At 52.8% G+C, this 19,835-nt stretch carries 17 protein-coding genes and 1 tRNA gene; 9 read left to right on the top strand and 9 right to left on the bottom strand.

Annotation, left to right across the window (positions count from 1 at the left end):
- Positions 1-116 precede the first annotated feature (116 nt).
- The 3 genes from SIB74_RS08865 (at position 117) to crtL (ending at position 2,753) form a co-directional block, all read left to right on the top strand.
- Positions 117-509, top strand: coding sequence for a hypothetical protein (locus SIB74_RS08865; protein ID WP_413681661.1), 393 nt, complete (start codon positions 117-119; stop codon positions 507-509).
- A 472-nt stretch (positions 510-981) separates the two neighbouring features.
- The gene (locus SIB74_RS08860) at positions 982-1,263 is read left to right on the top strand and encodes a hypothetical protein (protein WP_063396888.1); all 282 of its coding nucleotides are present in this window, start codon (positions 982-984) and stop codon (positions 1,261-1,263) included.
- 209 nt (positions 1,264-1,472) lie between these two features.
- The gene (gene crtL, locus SIB74_RS08855) at positions 1,473-2,753 is read left to right on the top strand and encodes a lycopene beta cyclase (RefSeq protein WP_063396889.1); all 1,281 of its coding nucleotides are present in this window, start codon (positions 1,473-1,475) and stop codon (positions 2,751-2,753) included.
- Between the two features lie 65 nt (positions 2,754-2,818).
- Here the strand turns inward: crtL and cobJ are convergent, their stop codons facing one another.
- Both cobJ and SIB74_RS08845 read right to left on the bottom strand, forming a co-directional pair.
- Positions 2,819-4,606: a precorrin-3B C(17)-methyltransferase gene (cobJ, locus tag SIB74_RS08850; protein WP_063396890.1), complete on the bottom strand. Its 1,788-nt coding sequence runs from the start codon at positions 4,604-4,606 to the stop codon at positions 2,819-2,821.
- Positions 4,607-4,781: 175 nt separating this feature from the next.
- Complete coding sequence (locus tag SIB74_RS08845; protein ID WP_413681659.1) at positions 4,782-6,248, bottom strand: hypothetical protein; 1,467 nt, start codon at positions 6,246-6,248, stop codon at positions 4,782-4,784.
- A 227-nt stretch (positions 6,249-6,475) separates the two neighbouring features.
- Here SIB74_RS08845 and SIB74_RS08840 point away from each other — a divergent pair, with 227 nt between their 5' ends.
- From SIB74_RS08840 to psaB, 3 genes are read left to right on the top strand one after another with little or no spacing between them, the layout of a single operon-like run.
- Positions 6,476-6,706, top strand: a complete 231-nt coding sequence (locus tag SIB74_RS08840; protein ID WP_063396893.1) for a hypothetical protein — start codon at positions 6,476-6,478, stop codon at positions 6,704-6,706.
- Positions 6,703-9,033, top strand: coding sequence for a photosystem I core protein PsaA (psaA, locus tag SIB74_RS08835; RefSeq protein WP_063396894.1), 2,331 nt, complete (start codon positions 6,703-6,705; stop codon positions 9,031-9,033). The genes SIB74_RS08840 and psaA overlap by 4 nt, the downstream gene beginning before the upstream one ends.
- Before the next feature lie 21 nt (positions 9,034-9,054).
- Positions 9,055-11,304: a photosystem I core protein PsaB gene (gene psaB / locus SIB74_RS08830; RefSeq protein ID WP_011826945.1), complete on the top strand. Its 2,250-nt coding sequence runs from the start codon at positions 9,055-9,057 to the stop codon at positions 11,302-11,304.
- 783 nt (positions 11,305-12,087) lie between these two features.
- On the opposite strand, the gene SIB74_RS08825 is transcribed toward psaB, so the two are convergent.
- A complete protein-coding gene (locus SIB74_RS08825; RefSeq protein ID WP_011131135.1) occupies positions 12,088-12,651 on the bottom strand; it encodes a photosystem I reaction center protein subunit XI in 564 nt (187 codons plus the stop codon).
- A 44-nt stretch (positions 12,652-12,695) separates the two neighbouring features.
- The gene (locus SIB74_RS08820) at positions 12,696-12,812 is read right to left on the bottom strand and encodes a photosystem I reaction center subunit VIII (RefSeq protein WP_011131134.1); all 117 of its coding nucleotides are present in this window, start codon (positions 12,810-12,812) and stop codon (positions 12,696-12,698) included.
- A 141-nt stretch (positions 12,813-12,953) separates the two neighbouring features.
- On the opposite strand from SIB74_RS08820, the gene SIB74_RS08815 reads away from it, so the two are divergent.
- Entirely contained in the window at positions 12,954-13,433 is a 480-nt protein-coding gene (locus SIB74_RS08815; protein ID WP_063396895.1) for a hypothetical protein, read from the top strand.
- Here SIB74_RS08815 and SIB74_RS08810 read toward each other — a convergent pair.
- Together SIB74_RS08810 and SIB74_RS08805 are read right to left on the bottom strand one after the other, a co-directional pair.
- Entirely contained in the window at positions 13,391-14,353 is a 963-nt protein-coding gene (locus tag SIB74_RS08810; RefSeq protein WP_063396896.1) for a glycosyltransferase family 2 protein, read from the bottom strand. The genes SIB74_RS08815 and SIB74_RS08810 overlap by 43 nt on opposite strands.
- Before the next feature lie 43 nt (positions 14,354-14,396).
- Positions 14,397-15,149, bottom strand: coding sequence for a C40 family peptidase (locus SIB74_RS08805; protein WP_063396897.1), 753 nt, complete (start codon positions 15,147-15,149; stop codon positions 14,397-14,399).
- Positions 15,150-15,167: 18 nt separating this feature from the next.
- On the opposite strand from SIB74_RS08805, the gene SIB74_RS08800 reads away from it, so the two are divergent.
- A complete protein-coding gene (locus SIB74_RS08800; protein WP_063396898.1) occupies positions 15,168-16,055 on the top strand; it encodes a serine hydrolase in 888 nt (295 codons plus the stop codon).
- Positions 16,056-16,771: 716 nt separating this feature from the next.
- Here SIB74_RS08800 and SIB74_RS08795 read toward each other — a convergent pair.
- Positions 16,772-16,860: transfer RNA gene (locus tag SIB74_RS08795), tRNA-Ser, on the bottom strand.
- A 64-nt stretch (positions 16,861-16,924) separates the two neighbouring features.
- A complete protein-coding gene (alr, locus tag SIB74_RS08790; RefSeq protein ID WP_063396899.1) occupies positions 16,925-18,121 on the bottom strand; it encodes an alanine racemase in 1,197 nt (398 codons plus the stop codon).
- A gap of 73 nt (positions 18,122-18,194) precedes the next feature.
- Here alr and SIB74_RS08785 point away from each other — a divergent pair, with 73 nt between their 5' ends.
- Positions 18,195-18,740, top strand: a complete 546-nt coding sequence (locus tag SIB74_RS08785) for an HNH endonuclease (RefSeq protein WP_063397013.1) — start codon at positions 18,195-18,197, stop codon at positions 18,738-18,740.
- On the opposite strand, the gene prfA is transcribed toward SIB74_RS08785, so the two are convergent.
- Entirely contained in the window at positions 18,718-19,815 is a 1,098-nt protein-coding gene (prfA, locus tag SIB74_RS08780; protein ID WP_063397012.1) for a peptide chain release factor 1, read from the bottom strand. The two genes, SIB74_RS08785 and prfA, sit on opposite strands and share 23 nt — an antisense overlap.
- Positions 19,816-19,835 lie beyond the last annotated feature (20 nt).

Raw genomic sequence — 19,835 nt, 5'->3', positions numbered from 1 at the left:
GCCCAGTTTGGCCGGGGAACGATACTTGCAGCCCTGTTTGTTAAATGGCGCGACTTCAATCAGAGAAACCAGGATGGTCTCACACTGACGAATCTCGACAACGGCAACAAGATCCAATGCCTCGGCACAAATTGATGAAGATCAAAAGAGTCACCCAAATAGCTTCTGCCTCAGGACTAATCGCCCTCGGGGTTATGGCGGCCCCAGCACAGGCTGGTTGCGGGCACTACAACGGCCAGATTCAAATCTGCTTCAAAGGCAAATGCGAGGTGCAGCGAATGGTTCGCCATTGCTCGAGTGCCGTTGCAGGGAATCAGTGGATTTCCGATCAGGGTTATCAACTTGGTTACTCAAATCCAATCGGAGGTCGTTACACCACCTTTGAAGTGAGAAGGCATAGTCAGGTTCTCTACAGCGGTGACCCGGATAAATCTCCATGGTCATTCGAGATATGTGGAGAGTCGAGACACGTTGGCGGTTTTTGCTCGGCCAACCCCTGGGCCAAATAAATCCATCAATGATTATTGCAACAATCGCCTTCTTGTTTCGATCCTCCTCCTCGGGTTCGAGTTATCACTCGGCAATCTTGACCAGATCTTTGCCTCCACTCGGTAGGTAGTTGTTAGTAGTAGCGTTTATGAGTAGGTCCCGCTGAGATTTCGCAAGCCGGACGGCACTAATTGGATCAATCATGATTTTGTTGACCTATTGGCAGGTTATTTAGCAGTAATGCCACTTAGACTTAACGTTAGAATCCTCTTGTCAAGTCCTGTCATCCCGATTGATCGCTACCACTTGAGTTAATGTCTTCGGGATTAGTCATGAATCGGTTTTGTGATCAGTTTCTAGGCCTGTGCTTGAAGGTATGTGGAGCTCTATAACAGCTGTTGATGGCTTCTTAATGCCTAGGTCAAAGAAAAGTTTGCATAAGCTGCTTGACTTTTGGAATGGAGGCTCAAGGCTTAAGGGAAATTTGAAGTGATGAAACCAGTAATTTTGCTTGCTGCAGTGGCAATTGCGGCTGTTCTTTTTGTTCTAAATCCACGCATGGCTGTTGATCACGGTCGGCCGATTTATCTTGTTTCTTGTCGTGTGGACTGGTCGGTGCATTGGTTGGGAGCCTTTAGGAAGGGTGGCCTATTGGGGCTCTATCCACTGGATCGTGCTGCTCAAGCTGTTGTGTCTGACACTCCTATTGAGTACGTCTCAAAGGATGAGCAAATGGCTATCGCAATGACCACTGTTATGAAGCCTTGTCGCTGAGCGCTTGCGGTATCAAGCGGATTGCTCTTTAAGCGATGTTGCAAAGTCACGAGAAAGCTATGTCGTTTAAATCACTATCGCCAGGGGCGGTAGTCTCGTTTTAAGAGACGATCCCTGGCAGTGGTGGTTGACGAGAGCAACAACGTCTATCGCTGTCTACTAATGCCTTTGCTGGTGGCTTACGCCCAACCAATTGTTCTGGTGAGCCAGTGACAGAGGCAGTGGTGGATGTCTTAGTGCTTGGCGCTGGTCCGGCGGCCCTGGCCATTGCTGCAGCCCTGGGCAAGGAGGGTTTACAGGTCTCAGCACTGACGGCTGGCAATCCTCGCGAGCCATGGCCATATACCTATGGCATTTGGGGTGACGAGGTGGATGCCTTTGATATGGGGCACCTGCTCGAGCACCGCTGGTCGAACACAGTGAGTTTTTTTGGCCCAGGCGCCTCTGACCCCAATGCTGACGCGAATCGGCCCAGTCCTCATCATCGGGATTACGGCCTATTCGACAAGATCAAGCTCCAGGAGCATTGGTTGCAACAATGCGAAGCTGCTGGTTTGACTTGGCATCAAGGTCTCGCAACTGATTTGGCTGTTGATGCCACCGTTAGTACTGTGACCACCGCCGAAGGTCTTGAGCTGCAAGCTCGTTTGGTGGTTGATGCAACTGGCTATAAGCCTGTCTTTCTGCGTTCTATAGATCATGGGCCGGTGGCGGTCCAGACCTGCTTTGGCGTGGTGGGACGTTTCAATAAGCCGCCTGTGGAGCCTGGGCAGTTTGTCTTGATGGACTACCGCTGTGATCATCTGAGCCCTGCGGAGAAGGCTGAGCCACCAACGTTTCTTTATGCAATGGACTTTGGTGGGGGATGCTTCTTCTTAGAGGAAACTTCGCTTGGGCTCGCACCTCCGGTGTCATTAGAAACCCTGCGTTCACGATTGGAGCGGCGATTGGCTCATCAAGGCTTAACGATCACAGAACTGCAGCACGAGGAGCTTGGTTATTTCCTGCCGATGAATTTGCCTCTACCTGACCTGCAGCAACCGCTGCTTGGCTTCGGAGGCTCGGCGGCGATGGTGCACCCTGCTTCGGGCTATTTGGTAGGCAGCATGCTGCGCCGCGCACCTTATGTTGCAAAGGCTGTGGCTGAAGCCATGGCCGATCCAGTGGCGGGGCCGGCGGTGCTCGCGGCTGCAGGTTGGGAGACTCTTTGGCCCAAGGAGTTGCGTCGTAAGCATGCCCTTTATCAATTTGGCCTTGAGAAGCTGATGCGTTTTAAAGAGCCTCAACTGCGTGATTTCTTTATCAGTTTCTTTGCTTTGCCGAGCGATGAATGGTACGGCTTTTTGACCAACACTCTTAGCCTGCGCGAATTGGTCGCTGCCATGGTGAACATGTTTGTTAGCGCCCCTTGGAGTGTTCGCTGGGGCCTAATGGGTATGCAGGGGCGGGAGCTGAAATTGCTTTCACGCTTTCTTTTCCCGCCTCGCTAAAAAGTGCCGTATCAATTCAGCGATGCCTTTACACAACTTTCAGCTTGACTGAATTTGCCTTGTTTTTAAGCCAGTTCGGCTCCGGGGTATCCCCTTGGTGTCACCACATGATTGTCTTGTAAACGACTGCTGCTATTGCCGATTAGCACAATGGTGAGCATGTCCACCTCTTTGACTGGCATCGTCTGAAGTGTGTGGAGCTGTATGTCTTCCTGGGCTCGTCCAAGTTGACGTGCTACGACCACTGGCGTGCTGGGGGCTCGATGCTCCAGCAAGAGTTCAAGGGCACGGGTCAGCTGCCAGTCGCGTTCTTGAGAGCGTGGGTTGTAAAGGGCTACCACGAAGTCTCCGCTGGCTGCACTTTTAAGGCGGGTTTCAATCTTTGACCAGGGAGTGAGGCGATCACTGAGACTCACGCTGCAGAAATCGTGCATCAGAGGGGCACCTACCTTGGCGGCAGCTAATTGCAGTGCTGAGAGGCCAGGATGCACCTGAAAATCTGGCCGATCACTAGGGGGTTTTGTGAGCCAAAGTTCCAGGGCTAGGCCGGCCATGCCGTAGATGCCACTGTCCCCTGAAGAGATCAAGGCGACTCGTGCTCCCTGTTCGGCTAGCTCCAGGGCCTTAAGGCAGCGATCCCGTTCGCGAGTGAGTTGGCCGTCCAGACGGGCTTGGTCTTGGCGCCGCAACGGTTCCAGTAGATCGAGGTAGAGGCCGTATCCAACCCATATGGCACTGCGGGCTAGGGCTGCTCGGGCATCGTGGGTGAGAAAGGCCAAATCTCCAGGACCGCTTCCGATCAGGTGCAATTCGCCTCTTTGGGGTGCAAAAGGTTGATTGGCTTTGCTGATGGCGATGGTGGCAGCACCATGTTCAGCGTTTTGGGCGTGGTGAATCTGTTTGGGTTGCAGCAAAGTGCCTTTGTTGCTAGCTGCGAGTAGTGCTGCTGCTTCGGCCACGGAATAGGTGCCCATAGCTTTTGCTACCACAGCAGATGGGGTGGGTACTTCAACTTCTGCGAGGGCATCAGCGTTGAAGAAGCGCACTGGCCAGTCCTTTGCTTGAGCGAGAGCGAGCAGAGCGGTTTCATTAGCCTTTTGGTCAATGCTGGCAAGGCCTGCTACTGCCTCTGGGGCAAGGCCTGCCTCTGCCAGGGCAGCTGCCACGGCGCGCTCAAGCAGGCTCAGGCTTGTATCGCGTTCGCAGCCAATTCCAATCCATAGAATGGCGGGATGCCAGCTGCAAGACGACATGCTGCTTTGTGGGCCGATGTTCAGCTGGGCTGGCCGAGCTCTATCACCATTGGCATTGGCATTGGCATCAAAAACTTCTTGTGCAGCAGCTGTTGTTTGCCAAAACGTCGCACCAGAACGCTGAAGAAGCAAAAGCTTCCCACCTTGGGCTTGGGACAGCATCAACTGATTCCAGTTGTCGCGGCTGCCGCTACGTCGCCAGCCCCAGCTTTCGCCAAAACTATCGAGGGCCAAGCGGTTTTGGCTGTTGGCGTCTCCGGTGAGTACGGCATGACCTCCTAGCTCTGCGGCCAGTTCCATTGCAAGTTGTTCAGCGCCCGCCTGGTGACCGCCCAGCAATGGCACGACGTGTTTGCCATGGGCATCAAGGACGATGACGGCGGGATCTTTGTCCTTCCCAATGAGTAATGGAGCGATTAAGCGAGTCACTGCTCCGATAGCACCCACGATAAGCAAGACCCCGTTTGGCTGCCAGTTCCTGCTCAGCACTTCGCTGGCGGGGCCAACTACAAGGCTTTGAGGTGTTTTGTCGAGAGTGTTTGCTGCACGCGGGGTAAGGGCCAGTTGATCCACCTGGCGGCGTCTTTCAAGCCTTTGCAAAAGTGGCCAGGCGCTGACAGAGAGACCAAGAGCCAGGCGCAGAGTGGGGCTAGGTGCGTCGGGATGGGTCAGGGCAGGCTGGCCAAGGGGAACGTTGGAGGCTGTTTCCTTTCAGCTGATCTAGGCATGAGAGTTAAAGCATGCTTTTGGATCAATCAAGGGTTGGCCAAGGGGGTTAGGAATTGGCTCCTGGGGAGGCTTGGGCAGTGTCTGCTTTGAGTTTTGGCTCTAGTTCGGCGTTGGGTTCTAGATCAGGAGTTGGCTCTAAAGCAGATTCTGGATCAGGGTTTGGTTCTAGATCAAGAGTTGGCTCTAGAGCAGATTCTGGATCAGGGTTTGGTTCTAGATCAAGAGTTGGCTCTAGAGCAGATTCTGGATCAGGGTTTGGTTCTAGATCAAGAGTTGGCTCTAGAGCAGATTCTGGATCAGGGTTTGGTTCTAGATCAAGAGTTGGCTCTAGATCCGATTCTGGTTCTAGTTCGGTTGCTATCTCGAGCTCTGGCTCGGGTTGGCTTGAGAGCGTCAACTCCTGTTTTGCAGACGGATCAGAAAGTTCGTCTTGGATAGGTTTTGACTCTGATGTGTTGTCAAGTGTCGAGATTTTCGGGAGTTCTGTTTTGTCTTGAGGGGTTTGATCAGCCAAAGGCTGGTCTTCTTCTGGCTGGGGTTCACCTAAGAGTCTGGCTATTTGCTGTTTCGTCAGTGTTGCCTGCATCCAAGCTGGCTTATCTGCTTCCCTGGTCTGAACAATCCTCAGTTGGTTGTTGAATACTGGATTAATTGGCTTGCCAAAGCCGTCGAGCATTTCTGTTTGAACGCTAATGGGGCCTGATCCTGAGGGCAGGCCCTTGATCCAAATGGCGTCTTGGTGAGTGATTTGGAAACTTTCACCATTCACACTCACTTGGAGTCGCCAGCGGCCATCGCCTTCTTTAAGGTTCTGAATGGGAGCATTCCAGATCAACCAGTCCAATAGAAGGGGTTCAGTGTTGCTGAGTTCTGAGGGGCTAACGGTGACGAACCAAGGCTCATCTTCTGTCGGTTGAGTTCGTTGCAGAGATTGCAGCTGATGGAGCCGCCATTGCAGGCTGGCCTTGGGATCCTTTACAGCTTCGCCCCATGGATAAGCGGCGTAGGCGCTGAGTCTGTGACTTCCAGGCTGCAGGCCCTCCATCGCAATGCGCAGTTGGGCACCATCTGCTTCGCTAATGCGGAGTGGTGGATTCTCATCAAGTTGCACCACAACATGGGCACCGAGGCCTAGTTCTGGATCGTTGGTCAGTGGCCAGTCCTTCAAATTGAGCAAGAGCTCCCAGCTCCCCTCATTCGTCAGCACAGTCCCGTCTGTTGGGCTTTCCAGACTCAGCTGGGGGTGATGTTTCGCTAGTTGCTCTCGTATTTGTTGTACTGCGCCTGGTGGGGCAATCTCTTGCAGAGTTCCAGTTGGCGCTGGCACGAGTAAGGATTGAGTGGTTGAACTTTCCCTGTTTTGGTTGTTAAAGGGCCAGCCTGGCAGAGCTTGTGCGGGAGAGAGCCCAGAGATGCTCAGCAGCACAACCAACACCAGGCCTTGCAATAGGCGCATGGCTTTCCCATGCCATAACGACAGATTGAATTGCTGACGCCGTCTCGAAAGCGGCATTAGAGGGGGGCAAGATTTCGTCATTCTGGGCAGCCACCCGGTGTGGGTAAAAGCGTGGCAACTCCTTGCAAGGCGGTGGTGTTGGATTAGTTGATTGATTTATGTTAATTAGCGTTGAAAATACGCTTCTTTTACAGTTGTAAACTTACGTGTATTAATGATCCGCTTCTGTCAGTGGCCCTTATGCAGACGCCAGGCCCCCACTGATTAGCGACCGGATAGAACATTTGTTACTTGCTGTCGTAGTGAGTGGTGCTCAGCTTTATGCTTCTCGAAGCGGTCCCCTTGTAGGGGCCCATAGCTCCAGTGTGAGTCTGAGTTTCGACTTTCGACTTGTGCTGGCGCCCGGTATCAGCACCACTTCGGTGGTGGTGTCTCCGGGGCCCCGGCAAGCCCTTGGGCCTGTCGAAGGGGTGGCCCTCCACCTCGATCCCGTCCCTCGAGGAACCTCTCGATGACCATCAGCCCACCAGAGCGTGGGGAAAAAGCGAAGCCTATTTACGATCAACCAGTCGACCGGGACCACGTTCCAGCCGACTTCGAAAAATTCGAACAACCCGGATTTTTCTCGAAAAGCCTCGCTAAGGGACCAAACTCCACAACCTGGATTTGGAACCTCCACGCTGACGCCCACGACTTCGATACCCACATTGGGGATCTGGAAGAAACCAGCCGGAAGATCTTTTCGGCGCACTTCGGCCATTTGGCCATAGTGTTTATTTGGATGAGCGGTGCCTTCTTCCACGGTGCCCGCTTTTCCAACTACTCCGGCTGGCTAGCCGACCCCACGCACGTGAAAGCAAGTGCGCAGGTCGTTTGGCCAATCGTCGGTCAAGAAATCATGAATGCTGATATGGGTGCCGGTTTTAACGGCATCCAGATCACCTCCGGCATTTTCCAAATGTGGAGGGCCTGGGGCATCACCAGTGAGACAGAGCTCATGGCTCTTGCAACTGGTGCCCTAATCATGGCTGGCCTTGTTCTCCATGGTGGAATCTTCCACTACCACAAAGCAGCTCCAAAGCTTGAGTGGTTTAAGAAGATTGAGTCGATGCTTCAGCACCATCAGATTGGTCTGTTTGGCTTGGGCTCTCTTGGTTGGACAGGTCACTTGATCCATGTGGCCAACCCCACCAACGCCCTATTGGATGCCATAGATGCAGGCACTCCAATGGTGCTTGATGGCAAGACTATTGCCACTGCAGCGGATATTCCTCTGCCCCACGAGCTCTACAACGCTGATCTCGTTGGCCAGATTTATCCAGGTCTTGCTTCAGGCATCGGGAATTTTTTCTCGGCTAATTGGTGGGCCTTTAGTGATTTTCTCACCAACAACGGAGGAGTGAATCCTGTAACAGGTGCTCTATGGAGTACTGACGTTGCTCACCACCATTTGGCATGGGCTGTCTTTTTGATGTTTGGTGGCCACGTATACCGCTCAAGATTCGGTATCGGCCACAGCATGAAAGAGATCATGGGGAACGTAAAGGGTGATCCCCTTTTATTCCCAGCTCCCAATGGGCATAAAGGTCTCTTCGAGTTCCTTTCCAACAGCTGGCATGCTCAGCTGGCAGTAAACCTGGCATGCATTGGTTCAGGGAGCATCGTGGTGGCACACCACATGTATTCTCTACCTCCATATCCATACCTAGCGACTGATTACCCAACCGTTCTTGGGCTATTCACACACCACATGTGGATTGGTGGTTTGATGATTTGCGGAGCAGCAGCTCACGCTGGCATCGCAGTCATTCGTGACTATGACGTCTCTGTTCACGTCGATAACGTGCTTGACCGCATGTTTAAGGCGCGTGACGCCATTATCAGTCACCTCAACTGGGTGTGCATGTTCCTTGGCTTCCACAGCTTCGGACTTTATATACACAACGACAGCATGCGTGCTTTGGGTCGTTCCCAAGACATGTTCAGCGACTCTGCAATCCAGTTGCAGCCTGTCTTGGCTCAATGGATTCAAAGCCTTTGGGCGTCTTCAATTGGCACATCATCTGTGGTTGGCACGACAACAGGTCTGCCAGGTGCAGTTAGTGATGTATTCAACGGAGGCGTTGTAGCAGTTGGCGGCAAGGTGGCTCTGATGGCTATTCCCTTGGGAACAGCCGACTTGATGATTCACCACATTCATGCCTTCACCATTCACGTAACTTGCCTCATCCTTCTTAAGGGTGTGCTTTTTGCTCGCAGTTCCCGTCTTGTTCCTGACAAGGCGAATCTTGGCTTCCGCTTCTCTTGCGATGGCCCAGGTCGTGGTGGTACCTGCCAGGTTTCCTCTTGGGACCACGTGTTCCTAGGCCTGTTCTGGATGTACAACTCCCTATCGATGGTGATCTTCTACTTCTCGTGGAAGATGCAAAGCGATGTATGGGGCACTGTCAATTCAGACGGGAGTGTGACTCATCTCGTTTCTGGCAACTTTGCTCAAAGCGCCATCACTGTGAATGGTTGGTTCCGTGACTTCCTATGGGCTCAGTCCTCACAGGTGCTCACGAGCTACGGCACTGGCTTAAGTGGCTATGGCCTGTTATTCCTTGGTGGCCACTTCGTGTGGGCCTTTAGCTTGATGTTCTTGTTCAGCGGCCGTGGCTACTGGCAGGAGCTATTTGAATCCATTATCTGGGCTCATAACAAGCTCAAGCTTGCTCCCACCATCCAGCCCCGGGCACTTTCTATTACGCAGGGCCGTGCAGTTGGTGTAACCCACTTCCTGTTTGGTGGCATTGTGACCACCTGGGCCTTCTTCCATGCCCGCCTTCTTGGGCTCGGCTGACCTTTCCTGACCTTTCCCCACATGGCAACGAAATTTCCTTCGTTCAGCCAGGGTCTGGCACAGGACCCTACAACCCGCCGTATTTGGTACGGCATAGCCACGGCTCACGACTTCGAGAGCCACGACGGCATGACCGAAGAACGGCTTTACCAAAAGCTGTTCTCTACCCATTTCGGTCATCTGGCTGTTATTGGCCTATGGGTTGCAGGAAACCTGTTCCATATCGCCTGGCAGGGCAACTTTGAACAGTGGGTCGCCGACCCACAAAATGTTCAACCTATTGCCCACGCAATTTGGGATCCTCACTTTGGTCAAGGCATCAGTGATGCTTTGACTCAAGCGGGTGCTTCCCGTCCAGTAAACATTTGCTATTCCGGTTTGTACCACTGGTGGTACACCATCGGAATGCGCACCAATACAGAGCTTTACCAGGGCGCCATCTTCATTGACATCCTGGTTGCCTGGCTCTTGTTCGGTGGCTGGCTGCATTTACAGCCAAAGTTCCGTCCTTCGCTGGCGTGGTTCAAGAACGCTGAGGCGATGATGAATCATCACCTCGCAGTGCTGTTCGGTTTCACCAACATCGCCTGGACTGGTCACCTCGTTCACGTGGCCATTCCTGAATCACGTGGTCAGCACGTCGGTTGGGACAACTTCCTCACAGTTCTCCCACACCCTGAAGGGTTGACCCCATTCTTCACAGGAAACTGGGGAGCCTATGCACAGAATCCTGATTCTTTGAATCATGCCTTTGGTACTTCTGAAGGCGCTGGCACGGCCATCCTTACTTTCCTAGGTGGTGTTCATCCACAGAGTGGTGCGCTTTGGCTGACTGACATCTCGCATCACCACATTGCGATCGGTGTCTTCATGATCATCGGTGGCCACATGTACCGGAACAGTTTCGGTATTGGCCATACCTTTAAGGAAATTACCGATGGTCACAACACAAGTCATCCTAATGATCCTCATAAGGATGGTTTTCGAGAAAAAATCGGTCACTACGGTCTTAGTCACACCGGCATCACCGATACGATCAACAACTCCCTGCACTTCCAACTGGGTCTTGCTCTTGCCTGTCTAGGTACAGCAGCCAGTCTTGTAGCGCATCACATGGGTGCTTTGCCCTCGTATGCCTTCATTGCGCAGGACTACACCACTCAGGCAGCTCTTTACACCCACCATCAGTACATCGCCATCTTCCTGATGTGCGGTGCCTTCTCTCACGGAGCAATCTTCTTTGTTCGTGACTATGACCCTGAGGCCAACAAGGACAATGTTCTTGCAAGGGTCTTAGAAACCAAAGAAGCACTGATCAGTCACTTGAGCTGGGTTTGCATGCTCCTCGGTTTCCATACCCTGGCGCTGTATCTCCATAACGATGTGGTGATTGCTTTCGGAACCCCCGAAAAGCAGATCCTTGTTGAGCCCATCTTTGCTCAGTTCATTCAGGCCGCTAGTGGCAAGGTCATGTATGGCCTTGATGTGCTGCTTGCGAATGCAAATAGTGCCCCCTCCTTGGCTGCGGCTGGGATGCCTGGGGATCACTACTGGATGGATCTGATTAATGCAAGTCCTGAGGTTTCCAACTTCATGCCTATTGGTCCAGGAGACTTCCTGGTTCACCATGGCATTGCATTGGGCCTTCACACCACTGCATTGATCTTGATCAAGGGTGCACTTGATGCAAGAGGTTCCAAGCTGATGCCCGATAAAAAGGACTTCGGCTATGCCTTTGCATGTGATGGCCCTGGACGTGGCGGCACCTGCGACATCTCTGCGTGGGACTCCACTTATATGGCCATTTTCTGGGCACTGAATACCATTGCTTGGGCAACTTATTACTGGCACTGGAAGCACCTTGCTGCTTGGCAGGGCAACATGGCTCAGTTCAATGAGTCCAGTACCCACTTAATGGGTTGGTTCAGGGATTATCTCTGGATCAATAGTTCTCAGATCATCAATGGCTACAACCCATTCGGGATTAATAATCTCTCCCCTTGGGCATACATGTTCCTTGCAGGCCATTTGGTCTGGGCAACAGGATTCATGTTCCTGATCTCATGGAGGGGTTATTGGCAGGAGCTGATCGAGACTCTCGTTTGGGCTCATCAGCGTTCTCCGATTGCCAACCTGGTTGGATGGCGTGATAAGCCAGTAGCTCTTTCGATCGTGCAGGCCCGTCTCGTTGGTGTGACTCACTTTGCAGTGGGCAACATATTTACGTTCGGTGCCTTTGTGATTGCATCTACAGCTAGCAAGTTTGGATAACATCCCCCTCGCTAGCTAGTTAGTCGATTCATCGGCACAAAGATATTCCCCGTCAGGTTTTGCCTGACGGGGTTTTTTCTTGCTTTGTTGGATGCATTTGTCCTTTGAGTATTGGCTGGTAAAACACCTTATTGGGCAAGTAATGCCATGAAAATGGTTTATCAAATTCTTTGAAATTACCTAGCCAAAGTGTTGGCTTTTGGCTGGATTAATTGATAAGAGGATGCCAATTGAAAGCCGTCAAAAGTTTGTTCATTTCCGACAGAGGGCTTCTTTTTATTCGCTTTCTATGGGCTATCTTGTCTATGAGTTAATCCGTTCTGTGTATACAAGTTGGCTCAGGGAATCTTGTTAGGTGGTTTTGCTTGGATTAGGCTTTCATCTCTCTTTGTATTGGCGCTTACCAAGATGCGAATGCAGGCCCATTTGTTCTGCAAATTTGCTTGCTTTGAGGAGACTCCAATGCCTCTAATTGTCTATTAACCTCATACGAGTCTCTAGGCTCACCACAATTTTCTTAGTGACTTTTTATCAATGCCTGTGATTTTGAAGTTTGGTGGGGATTTTCCGCCTCGCCTTGGCGAGGCGGAAAATCCTTAAATTGATTGGTTTATGAGGGCTAGAGGCAGGTTTCATATTTCAGCCTTGAAACACCTTTAATCATTGGCCTTTCAGCATGACTTGGCATTCTTGAAGCAATAAAAAACCTGGGGAAGCAGTCAAGCCACCCCAGGAGAAGGTTTTCTACTTTTCGATTTAGATGATCTGAAAGTTTCTTGATTCTTAAGAAGCCCAGACATTCATGGGAACATTCAGCAGTGGTTGCATGTGCAAAGTGTTGCATAGGAACCATGCAAAGGCTGCGCCCGCGCAGCCACCCAGCCAAAAGCCACTCGTGAAGTCGGCCCAGCCTTTCCTTGTGAACAGGTCGGCAGGAGGGTTGGCAACAGTGACGTCCGGGGGTGGCACGGTGGGTGCCTTGCCGGGGACGTTGTAAAGCACTAAAAGAGCAGTAAGGATATGCACTGCTCCAACTGTTGCCAATAAAGCTGCGGTTGTAGCAAAATCGGTCGTTCTTAACGGACCCATTACAAGGAAGGGACCGTAAATGAAGTAGCCGATCGCGGCACCAGTTTCCAAGCCGCGGAAGTTTGCAGAAATACCCTCGCGATAGAGGGGAAGATTGTTGACTAAGGCTTTCACGAAGTAGCCACTATTGACTGGAGTGGCCAGGTTTCCGACGCATGGGTCAGCAGCAGGCTGCACAGCCCACTCTTCTACGTGCCCTCGGTCACGGTACTTTTCGTTGAGCGTCTTTGGGCCTAGGGGCAGGTTCTCGTCAGTCATTCGGTATTAGGGGAGTCGGTTGGCTGGGGTTAAGCGTCTACAGCTCAGTCGGTAGCTGTGATATGGCGACCCACTAGGACAATGAAAATTGCCGGTGTCACTAGCACAATCAGGGGTACAAACACCGCAGGCAGCCAGGTGGCAGCAAAATCACTTGTCATGGCGTCAGCCAAAGGTTCCATAGCTACTGTATAGATCGCCTTTGAACAGGGCCTATTCAGGCCCTGTTGGCGACATAAAAGTTCAATCCATCACTATCGGGCTCATCATCGGTTACCGCCGTTTCAACGAGCCATCTTTCAATGAATCAACTGTTTGCTGGTGCTGCTGTTTTAGCTCTCACCCTGGTGCTCTGGGGTTTGGGTAGACGCCCTCGCAAGCTCCTGCTGAGCAGTACTGACGCCAGCAGCGTGGCTGCTTTGAATCGTGTTCAGCTAACCCTAGTCAAGCCTCAATGGCAGGGATCTGAGGATTCCACTTCGTTAGCCCTTGAGAGTCCGGTTACATGGAATTCGCCGGCTACGTCTCTTGAACGCCTTGCTCTGCAAAGGCAGTTACGTGAGGCCATGGCTGCAGGCCCTGATCAACGATTAGAGGCTGTGACCCTGGCAGGCCTCTGGGGTCATGTTTCAGTTATGTCACTGTTGCGGCAGGGGCTGCACGACTCCGATGGCCGTGTTGTGGCTGCTGCAGCGGCAGCGCTTGATTGCTATCGAGGCAAACCGCGTGCAGAGCTAATTCAGGATGTTCCGCCGCCGCGCAACGTCGCCCGTATGCGGTAGATCGGTCGTCCTTGGCTTTCGTGGTAAGTGCGCATCAGCAGCTCGCCTAGTAGTCCAAAGCAGAACAATTGGACTCCCGTCAGGCCGAGTACCACGGCCATGGTGAGTAGTGGGCGGTTGCCAATGTCTTCTCCCATCAGCTTGATCGCCAGTAAATACATACTCGTCAGCAGGCTCCCGCTCATTGCCACTAGTCCACCAAAGCCGAAGAAGTACATCGGTCGGGTCAAAAAGCGCTTCATAAACCAAACGGTGAAAAGGTCCATCAACACACGGAAGGTTCGATCAATTCCGTACTTGCTGCTGCCGTATTGGCGTGCACGGTGGTGCACCTTTACTTCAGTGATCCTTGCGCCTTCTATCGATGCCAGTGCGGGTAGAAAGCGATGTAGCTCGCCATAGAGACGCATGTCGCTGAGGATTTCTTTGCGGTAGGCCTTTAGTGAGCAGCCGTAGTCATGCAGCCTTACACCGGAGAAGCGTCCGATCAGGCGATTGGCAATTTTTGAGGGCAGCTTGCGCTGTAGGGCAGGGTCCTGGCGTTGATGACGCCAGCCGCTTACGAGGTCGTATCCCTCATTCAACTTTTCAAGTAGTAGTGGGATATCTGCGGGATCGTTCTGTAGATCGCCATCCAGGCACACAATCACCTCGCCTTGTGATACGTCGAATCCTGCTGACATAGCAGCTGTTTGGCCATAGTTTTTGCGTAGAAGTACGCCCACCAGTTCTGGCGTTTTAATACTTAGCTGCTCCAGCACCTTGGCGGTGCCGTCGGTGGAGCCATCATTCACGAGCACTAGCTCGAAGGTTTCACCAGTAGGGCGTAAGGCTGCAAGGAGTTGATCTACCAACTGTGGCAGGCTTTCCTCTTCGTTGAAGAGGGGTACTACGACTGAGAGGTCCATGGGCGAGGTCATGCCGGAGGCCTTCCGCAGTAGAGAGCAATTTAGGCGCTGCCCTTCAGGGGAGAGTGGTGCCGTCATGGCAGTGTTCCACTCGCCCCGCCCCGCGCAGCTCAGCTCGGTAGTAGCAGGCCACTGGATGGGTGTCGTGGGCAGGCAGTCGATCGCAACCGATGCCGTTGCGACCATGCTCTTGGCCGGAGCTATGCCAGTAGCTTCCGTTGCCTCTATATAGGCCAACGTGGCTGCAGTGTTGGCGACTGCCGAAGAAAATCAGATCTCCAGGTCGGAGTTGTTTGGTGTTGTCAGGTTGCACAGTTATTGGCGTACAGAACCTTTCCTGCTGATAGGCGTCGCGCGGCAGCCAGATGCCTTGACTAGCAAAGGCGGTCTGTACAAGGCCGGAGCAGTCAAAATTTGGCCCGATGCTGCCGCCCCATAAGTAAGTGTTTGGCTGGTTGGCTGCTGCCTCCACCCAGGTCATCACAGCCGCTAGTCGTTGCCGGATCTCTCTGATGACAAGCAGTTGAGGTCGCCAGCTCCCCCGTTGAATGATCTGGCCGTTCACTTCGCGCAGATCAAGCCAGCAGGGGTATCCGTCTTCCAGTAGCCGCACCCGTAGCCGTGTTACTGGCTGTTGATATTTGTTGGGCTTCGCTGCATCGAGCACTTCAAAGCTTCGGCCTGCGGCCGCCTGGGTGGCCAGACCTGCTCCTTCGACACCGGCATAACCGTTGACTCCCTTTTGCAGTTGCCAGCAGCTGCCTGGAGCAAGAAGGTCAGTGGTGATTGGGGTGCCTAGGGTCGGCATTGCCTGAAGTGATTAGCAATGGCGTTCTACCGCCCCGATAGTGCTATGCAGGCTCAGCTAACGGGGCTGTTAGATCGATTGGCGGCAGAGAGGCGCCCTGGCCTTCATAACAGCGTGGCGATCAGTTGGGTTCGTTATGACTGTTCTGATCCAACTCCCGGCAGTGGTTCGGGGGCCGGTTGGTCGGATCAGCGCATTCTTTTCCCTGCCAGTGTGGTCAAGCTTGTCTATGCCCTTGCTGCTGAGGCATGGCTCCAGCGGGACCTGTTGCCAGAGGCCGATGAGCTTCGTCGGGCGATGCGAGACATGATTGCTGATTCGAGTAATGACGCCACCAGCCTTGTGTTGGATTTGCTTACCGGCACGACAAGCGGCCCATCGCTGCTTGGAGAATGCTGGCAGACTTGGCAGCAGCAGCGGCACCTGGTGAACGACTGGCTGCAAGGGTTGGGCTGGGAAGAGTTGGAAAAGGTGAACTGTTGCCAGAAGACCTGGGGTGATGGACCTTATGGTCGAGAGCGAGATTTTTATGGCGTAGGTCTCGGTAATCGCAATGCGTTAACCACCGCAGCTACAGCTCGCCTGCTTGAGTCAGTGATGACTGATGCTTTGGTGTCTCCGTTGGCCTGCAAGCGCTTGCGTCAGCTTCTTTCAAGGTCTATTGATCTCATGCAGCGCAAGGCTGATCCAGAGAATCAGGTGGATGGATTTCTTGGAGAAGGTTTGCCGGTGGGATCCCTTTTGTGGAGTAAGGCTGGCTGGATGAGTCAGGCTCGTCATGATGCGGCTTGGTGGTCTTTACAAGGAGGCAGACCGATGCTTTTGGTGGTCTTCACTCAAGGAAGGGACCGAGCTAATGACACAACCCTCTTGCCGGCAATAGCTCGCGAACTCAGCAAGTTATAGGGTTAAAAGAATTGAGGCCTCTAAGTAAACTAAGCGATAAAAAGTTGAATTTGAGTGAAAGCGGTACAAGACAGGCAGTGCATGCCTAAATTATATTTGCCTATATAGATAAAGCCTTTAATGGCAAGTGACCTATTGAGTTTATATCCTTTTATCTTTTTAAAAGTACGCCCACCTTTCTAGTTTGGCGGGGCTTGAGTAGATCGATTCAATCAAGTCGGTTGAAGCGGGATTAGTTTGGAGGAAGTCTATATATATTATGCTTGAAGCCAAATGCTCACACATGCTTTGGAGTCTAGATGTTTAAGTAGAGAAGGTAAATCCTCCTGCTATGCCCCATTTAACAAATCGCCTTTAGAGGGGTAAAACGGTAGAGAATTTGTTCGAGGTTTAATGCTTTTCAATCCCAGCTTGGTTAGTTGAGCAAAAAAATAAGCTTTTTAGATGTGTTCATTGCCTGCTTTTGTCGAGCTGGAGAGCCTTTCGCTGAACGTTACGCAGAATTGGACAATGAATTCCTTGCATGCCTTTGCAATCAAAGCGATTTGCCACGCCACTAAGAAAAATTCTTGCTGATTACTGGACAGCTTCTTGGACAACACAAGCTCGCCGCTGGTCCAAATGGCGCAAATCCATTTGACACCCAGTAACTGTTTGATGGCAGTTGATTAAAGCCGTTTGAGGAGTGCCTGGCACTCTCGGAAACTGATTTTCAACGGAGAGGGAGGGATTCGAACCCTCGACAAGAGTTGCCTCCTGTAACTCCTTAGCAGGGAGCCGCCTTCAACCACTCGGCCACCTCTCCAGCGGCCTACATACCCTACCAATACCCACATCTAGTGCTTTGTTTTAGTTGTCTGGGTTTGGTGTCAAATCACCAGTCTGGGTAGTCGATGTTTGAAGCTGCAGAGCACCTCCCATGGAATTGATCCACTGAGATCACTCCATTGTTGTGGTGTAATACAGGCGTCGCCGTCCTTGCCTAGGAGGGTCACGATGCTTCCCACCTCTAGGTCGGGGTGATTTGTGGCATCAAGCACGAGTTGATCCATGGTGATGGCGCCAACCTGGGGGAGAAGCTGACCATCGGCTATTGCAGAGATTTGGCCTGATAGGGATCGGCTAACCCCGTCGGCATAGCCGATTCCTACGACTGCTAGGCGACTGGGGCGACGTGTGGTGAAGCGATGGCCGTAACTCACTCCCACTCCTGCAGGCACATCCCTTATCAGTGTCACCCTTGCTTTGACGCTGAGAGCTGGCTGAAGATCTACTTTCCCTTGTAGTTGCAGGTTGGGGCTGTGGCCATACAGAGCAAGACCAACGCGCACCATGTCGTAGTGGAGTCTGCGATCGCGAAGGGTGCCGGCGGAGTTGGCAAGGTGCCGCATAAATCCATTCTGTTGCTCTGGCAGCGTTCTTAGCACCGCCTCAAAGTGTTGCTGCTGCTGATCCGTCACCATTGCGGCTTCACCTTGGAGATCCCCATCTGCCAGGGCTAAATGGCTATAGATACCCTTTAATTCGAGTTGATTGAGGTGGCCTATCGCCTCCACCAGCCTGGGAGCTTCCTTTAACTCGCAGCCGAGGCGGGTCATCCCAGTATCGATTTTGAGCTGAATCCTGAATTGCCGGCCGCTGCCATCTGCAAGGTTTTGGCAGAGAAGAGCCTCTCGCATACTGCTGAGGGTGGGCATGAGTTGCCAATGAAGGCAAGCTTTCAGGTCTTCGCTATGGGTGAGATTGCCTAGCACAAGCACTGGGGCATTGTGGCCGGCTTGACGAAGCTCAATTCCTTCTTGGAGGGTTGCTACTCCAAGGCTTTTTGCTCCTCCTTGCAAGGCGGCTCGGGCTACGGTTACAGCGCCATGGCCATAGCCATCAGCTTTCACCACGGCCATCAGGGCACAACTTTCACAAAGGTGTCTCCGAAGGCTGCGGCAATTGGCTTCCACAGCTGCAGGATTAACTTCCACCCAGGCGCGCTGACGTGGATCGGCTTTTGCCATCTGCTCAGGGTTTGTGCCCCTAGGCAGATCACCGTGTGGGGCGATCAGGTCTCGCATGCTGGCAGGGTAAACAAGGGAATGACCTCACCCTTGGGGTGTCGTTAGCATGGCGCTTAATCAGGGGGCTGGCATGAGCCAGGTTCTCGTACTCAATGCGTCCTATGAGCCCTTGAACATCACCACCTGGCGACGCGCCCTGGTGATGATGTTCAAGGGCAAGGCGGAGAGCCTGGAACAGGATTCCTCACGCATGATTCGCGAGGACACCATGCTCCCTACGGTGATTCGGTTGCGGCATTTTGTTCGGGTGCCTTTTCGGCAATTGCCCCTGACGCGTCGAAATGTGTTTTTTCGCGATGGTCATTGTTGCCAATACTGCGGTTACCAAGGAGAGAAACTCTCCATAGATCATGTGATCCCTCGCAGCCGTGGAGGCAGCGATACCTGGGAAAACGTCACCACGGCTTGCTTGATTTGCAATGTACGTAAGGGCAGTCGTACTCCTCAGGAGGCTGAAATGCCTCTGCTTCGGTTGCCGCGGCGACCACTCAGCAGTCTCAGTTTTGAGGCGACTCGACAGATTCACTCGGGCCGACACAGCGAGTGGGAAAAGTATGTAATCGGCTGGGGCTCTGGTGATACCAGCCTCAACGTCAGCCTTCCTCCTGATGACTGAGTTCTTCGAGTTGATGGCGTTGCTCTTCGGCAATGCAGGCGCCGATCAACTCTTCCAGCTGGCCAGTCAGCACTGGCTCGAGGGAGAAATTGCGTCCTAATCGGTGGTCAGTGGTGCGATTGTCTTTGTAGTTGTAGGTGCGGATCTTTTCGCTGCGGTCGCCAGTTCCCACTTGGGCTCTTCTCGTTGAGCTTTCACGCGCGTTGGCTTCGGCAATTTGTCTTTCCAGTAACTTCGCTCTCAGGATTTCCATGGCACGTTCTCGGTTCTGCAGTTGGGAGCGTTGCTGGGTGCAGAACACCCTGATACCGGTGGGCTTGTGTAGCAGGTCCACTGCCGTTTCAACCTTGTTGACATTTTGTCCGCCAGCCCCGCCTGAGCGAGCAGTACTGATTTCTAGTTCGCTGGGATCGATCTGCACTTCCACCGCATCAGCTTCTGGCATCACGGCCACTGTTGCTGTGGAGGTGTGCACACGACCTTGGGATTCTGTAGTAGGAACCCGTTGAACTCGATGCACGCCGGCTTCGAATTTCAGTTGGCTGAAGACGGCATCGCCTTTGATTGAGAGGATTAGCTCACGGAATCCCCCCAAATCGGCCTCTGTTGCACTCAACGGTTGGACTGACCAGCCAATGCGTTGACCGTAGCGCTCATACATGCGGGCTAAATCACCTGCCCATAGGCAGGCTTCGTTTCCGCCTGCACCGGCGCGGATCTCGAGCATGACGCTGCGTTGATCTCGTGGATCACTTGGGAGTAGGGCCAGGGTGAGGCGTCTCACTAAGACTGTTTTGCGGGCCTCTAGTTGTTGCAACTCTTCCTGGGCTAAAGACTCCATGTCTTCATCACCCCTACTTTCTCGTAGTAGCTGCTTGGTCTCTTCCCATTCCTGCTCAACATGCTGGAGCGCTTCAAAATCGAGTACGAGGGGTTCCAGTCGTGCTCTTTCTCGCGCAATACTTTCAAGAAGTTTGGGATCAGCTGCCACATCGGGATCAGCTAGCTGGCGCTCCAGACTTTGAAAACTCGTCTTGGCTGTTTCCAGCCGAGTGATGAGGGTTGAAGAGTCCATACCCATCAACAGCGGATGTT

It is taken from the genome of Prochlorococcus sp. MIT 1306, from assembly GCF_047304515.1.
Taxonomy (GTDB): domain Bacteria; phylum Cyanobacteriota; class Cyanobacteriia; order PCC-6307; family Cyanobiaceae; genus Prochlorococcus; species Prochlorococcus marinus_D.
The sequence above is the reverse complement of the archived record's forward strand: the minus strand, read 5'-3'. Positions and strand labels throughout refer to the sequence as shown.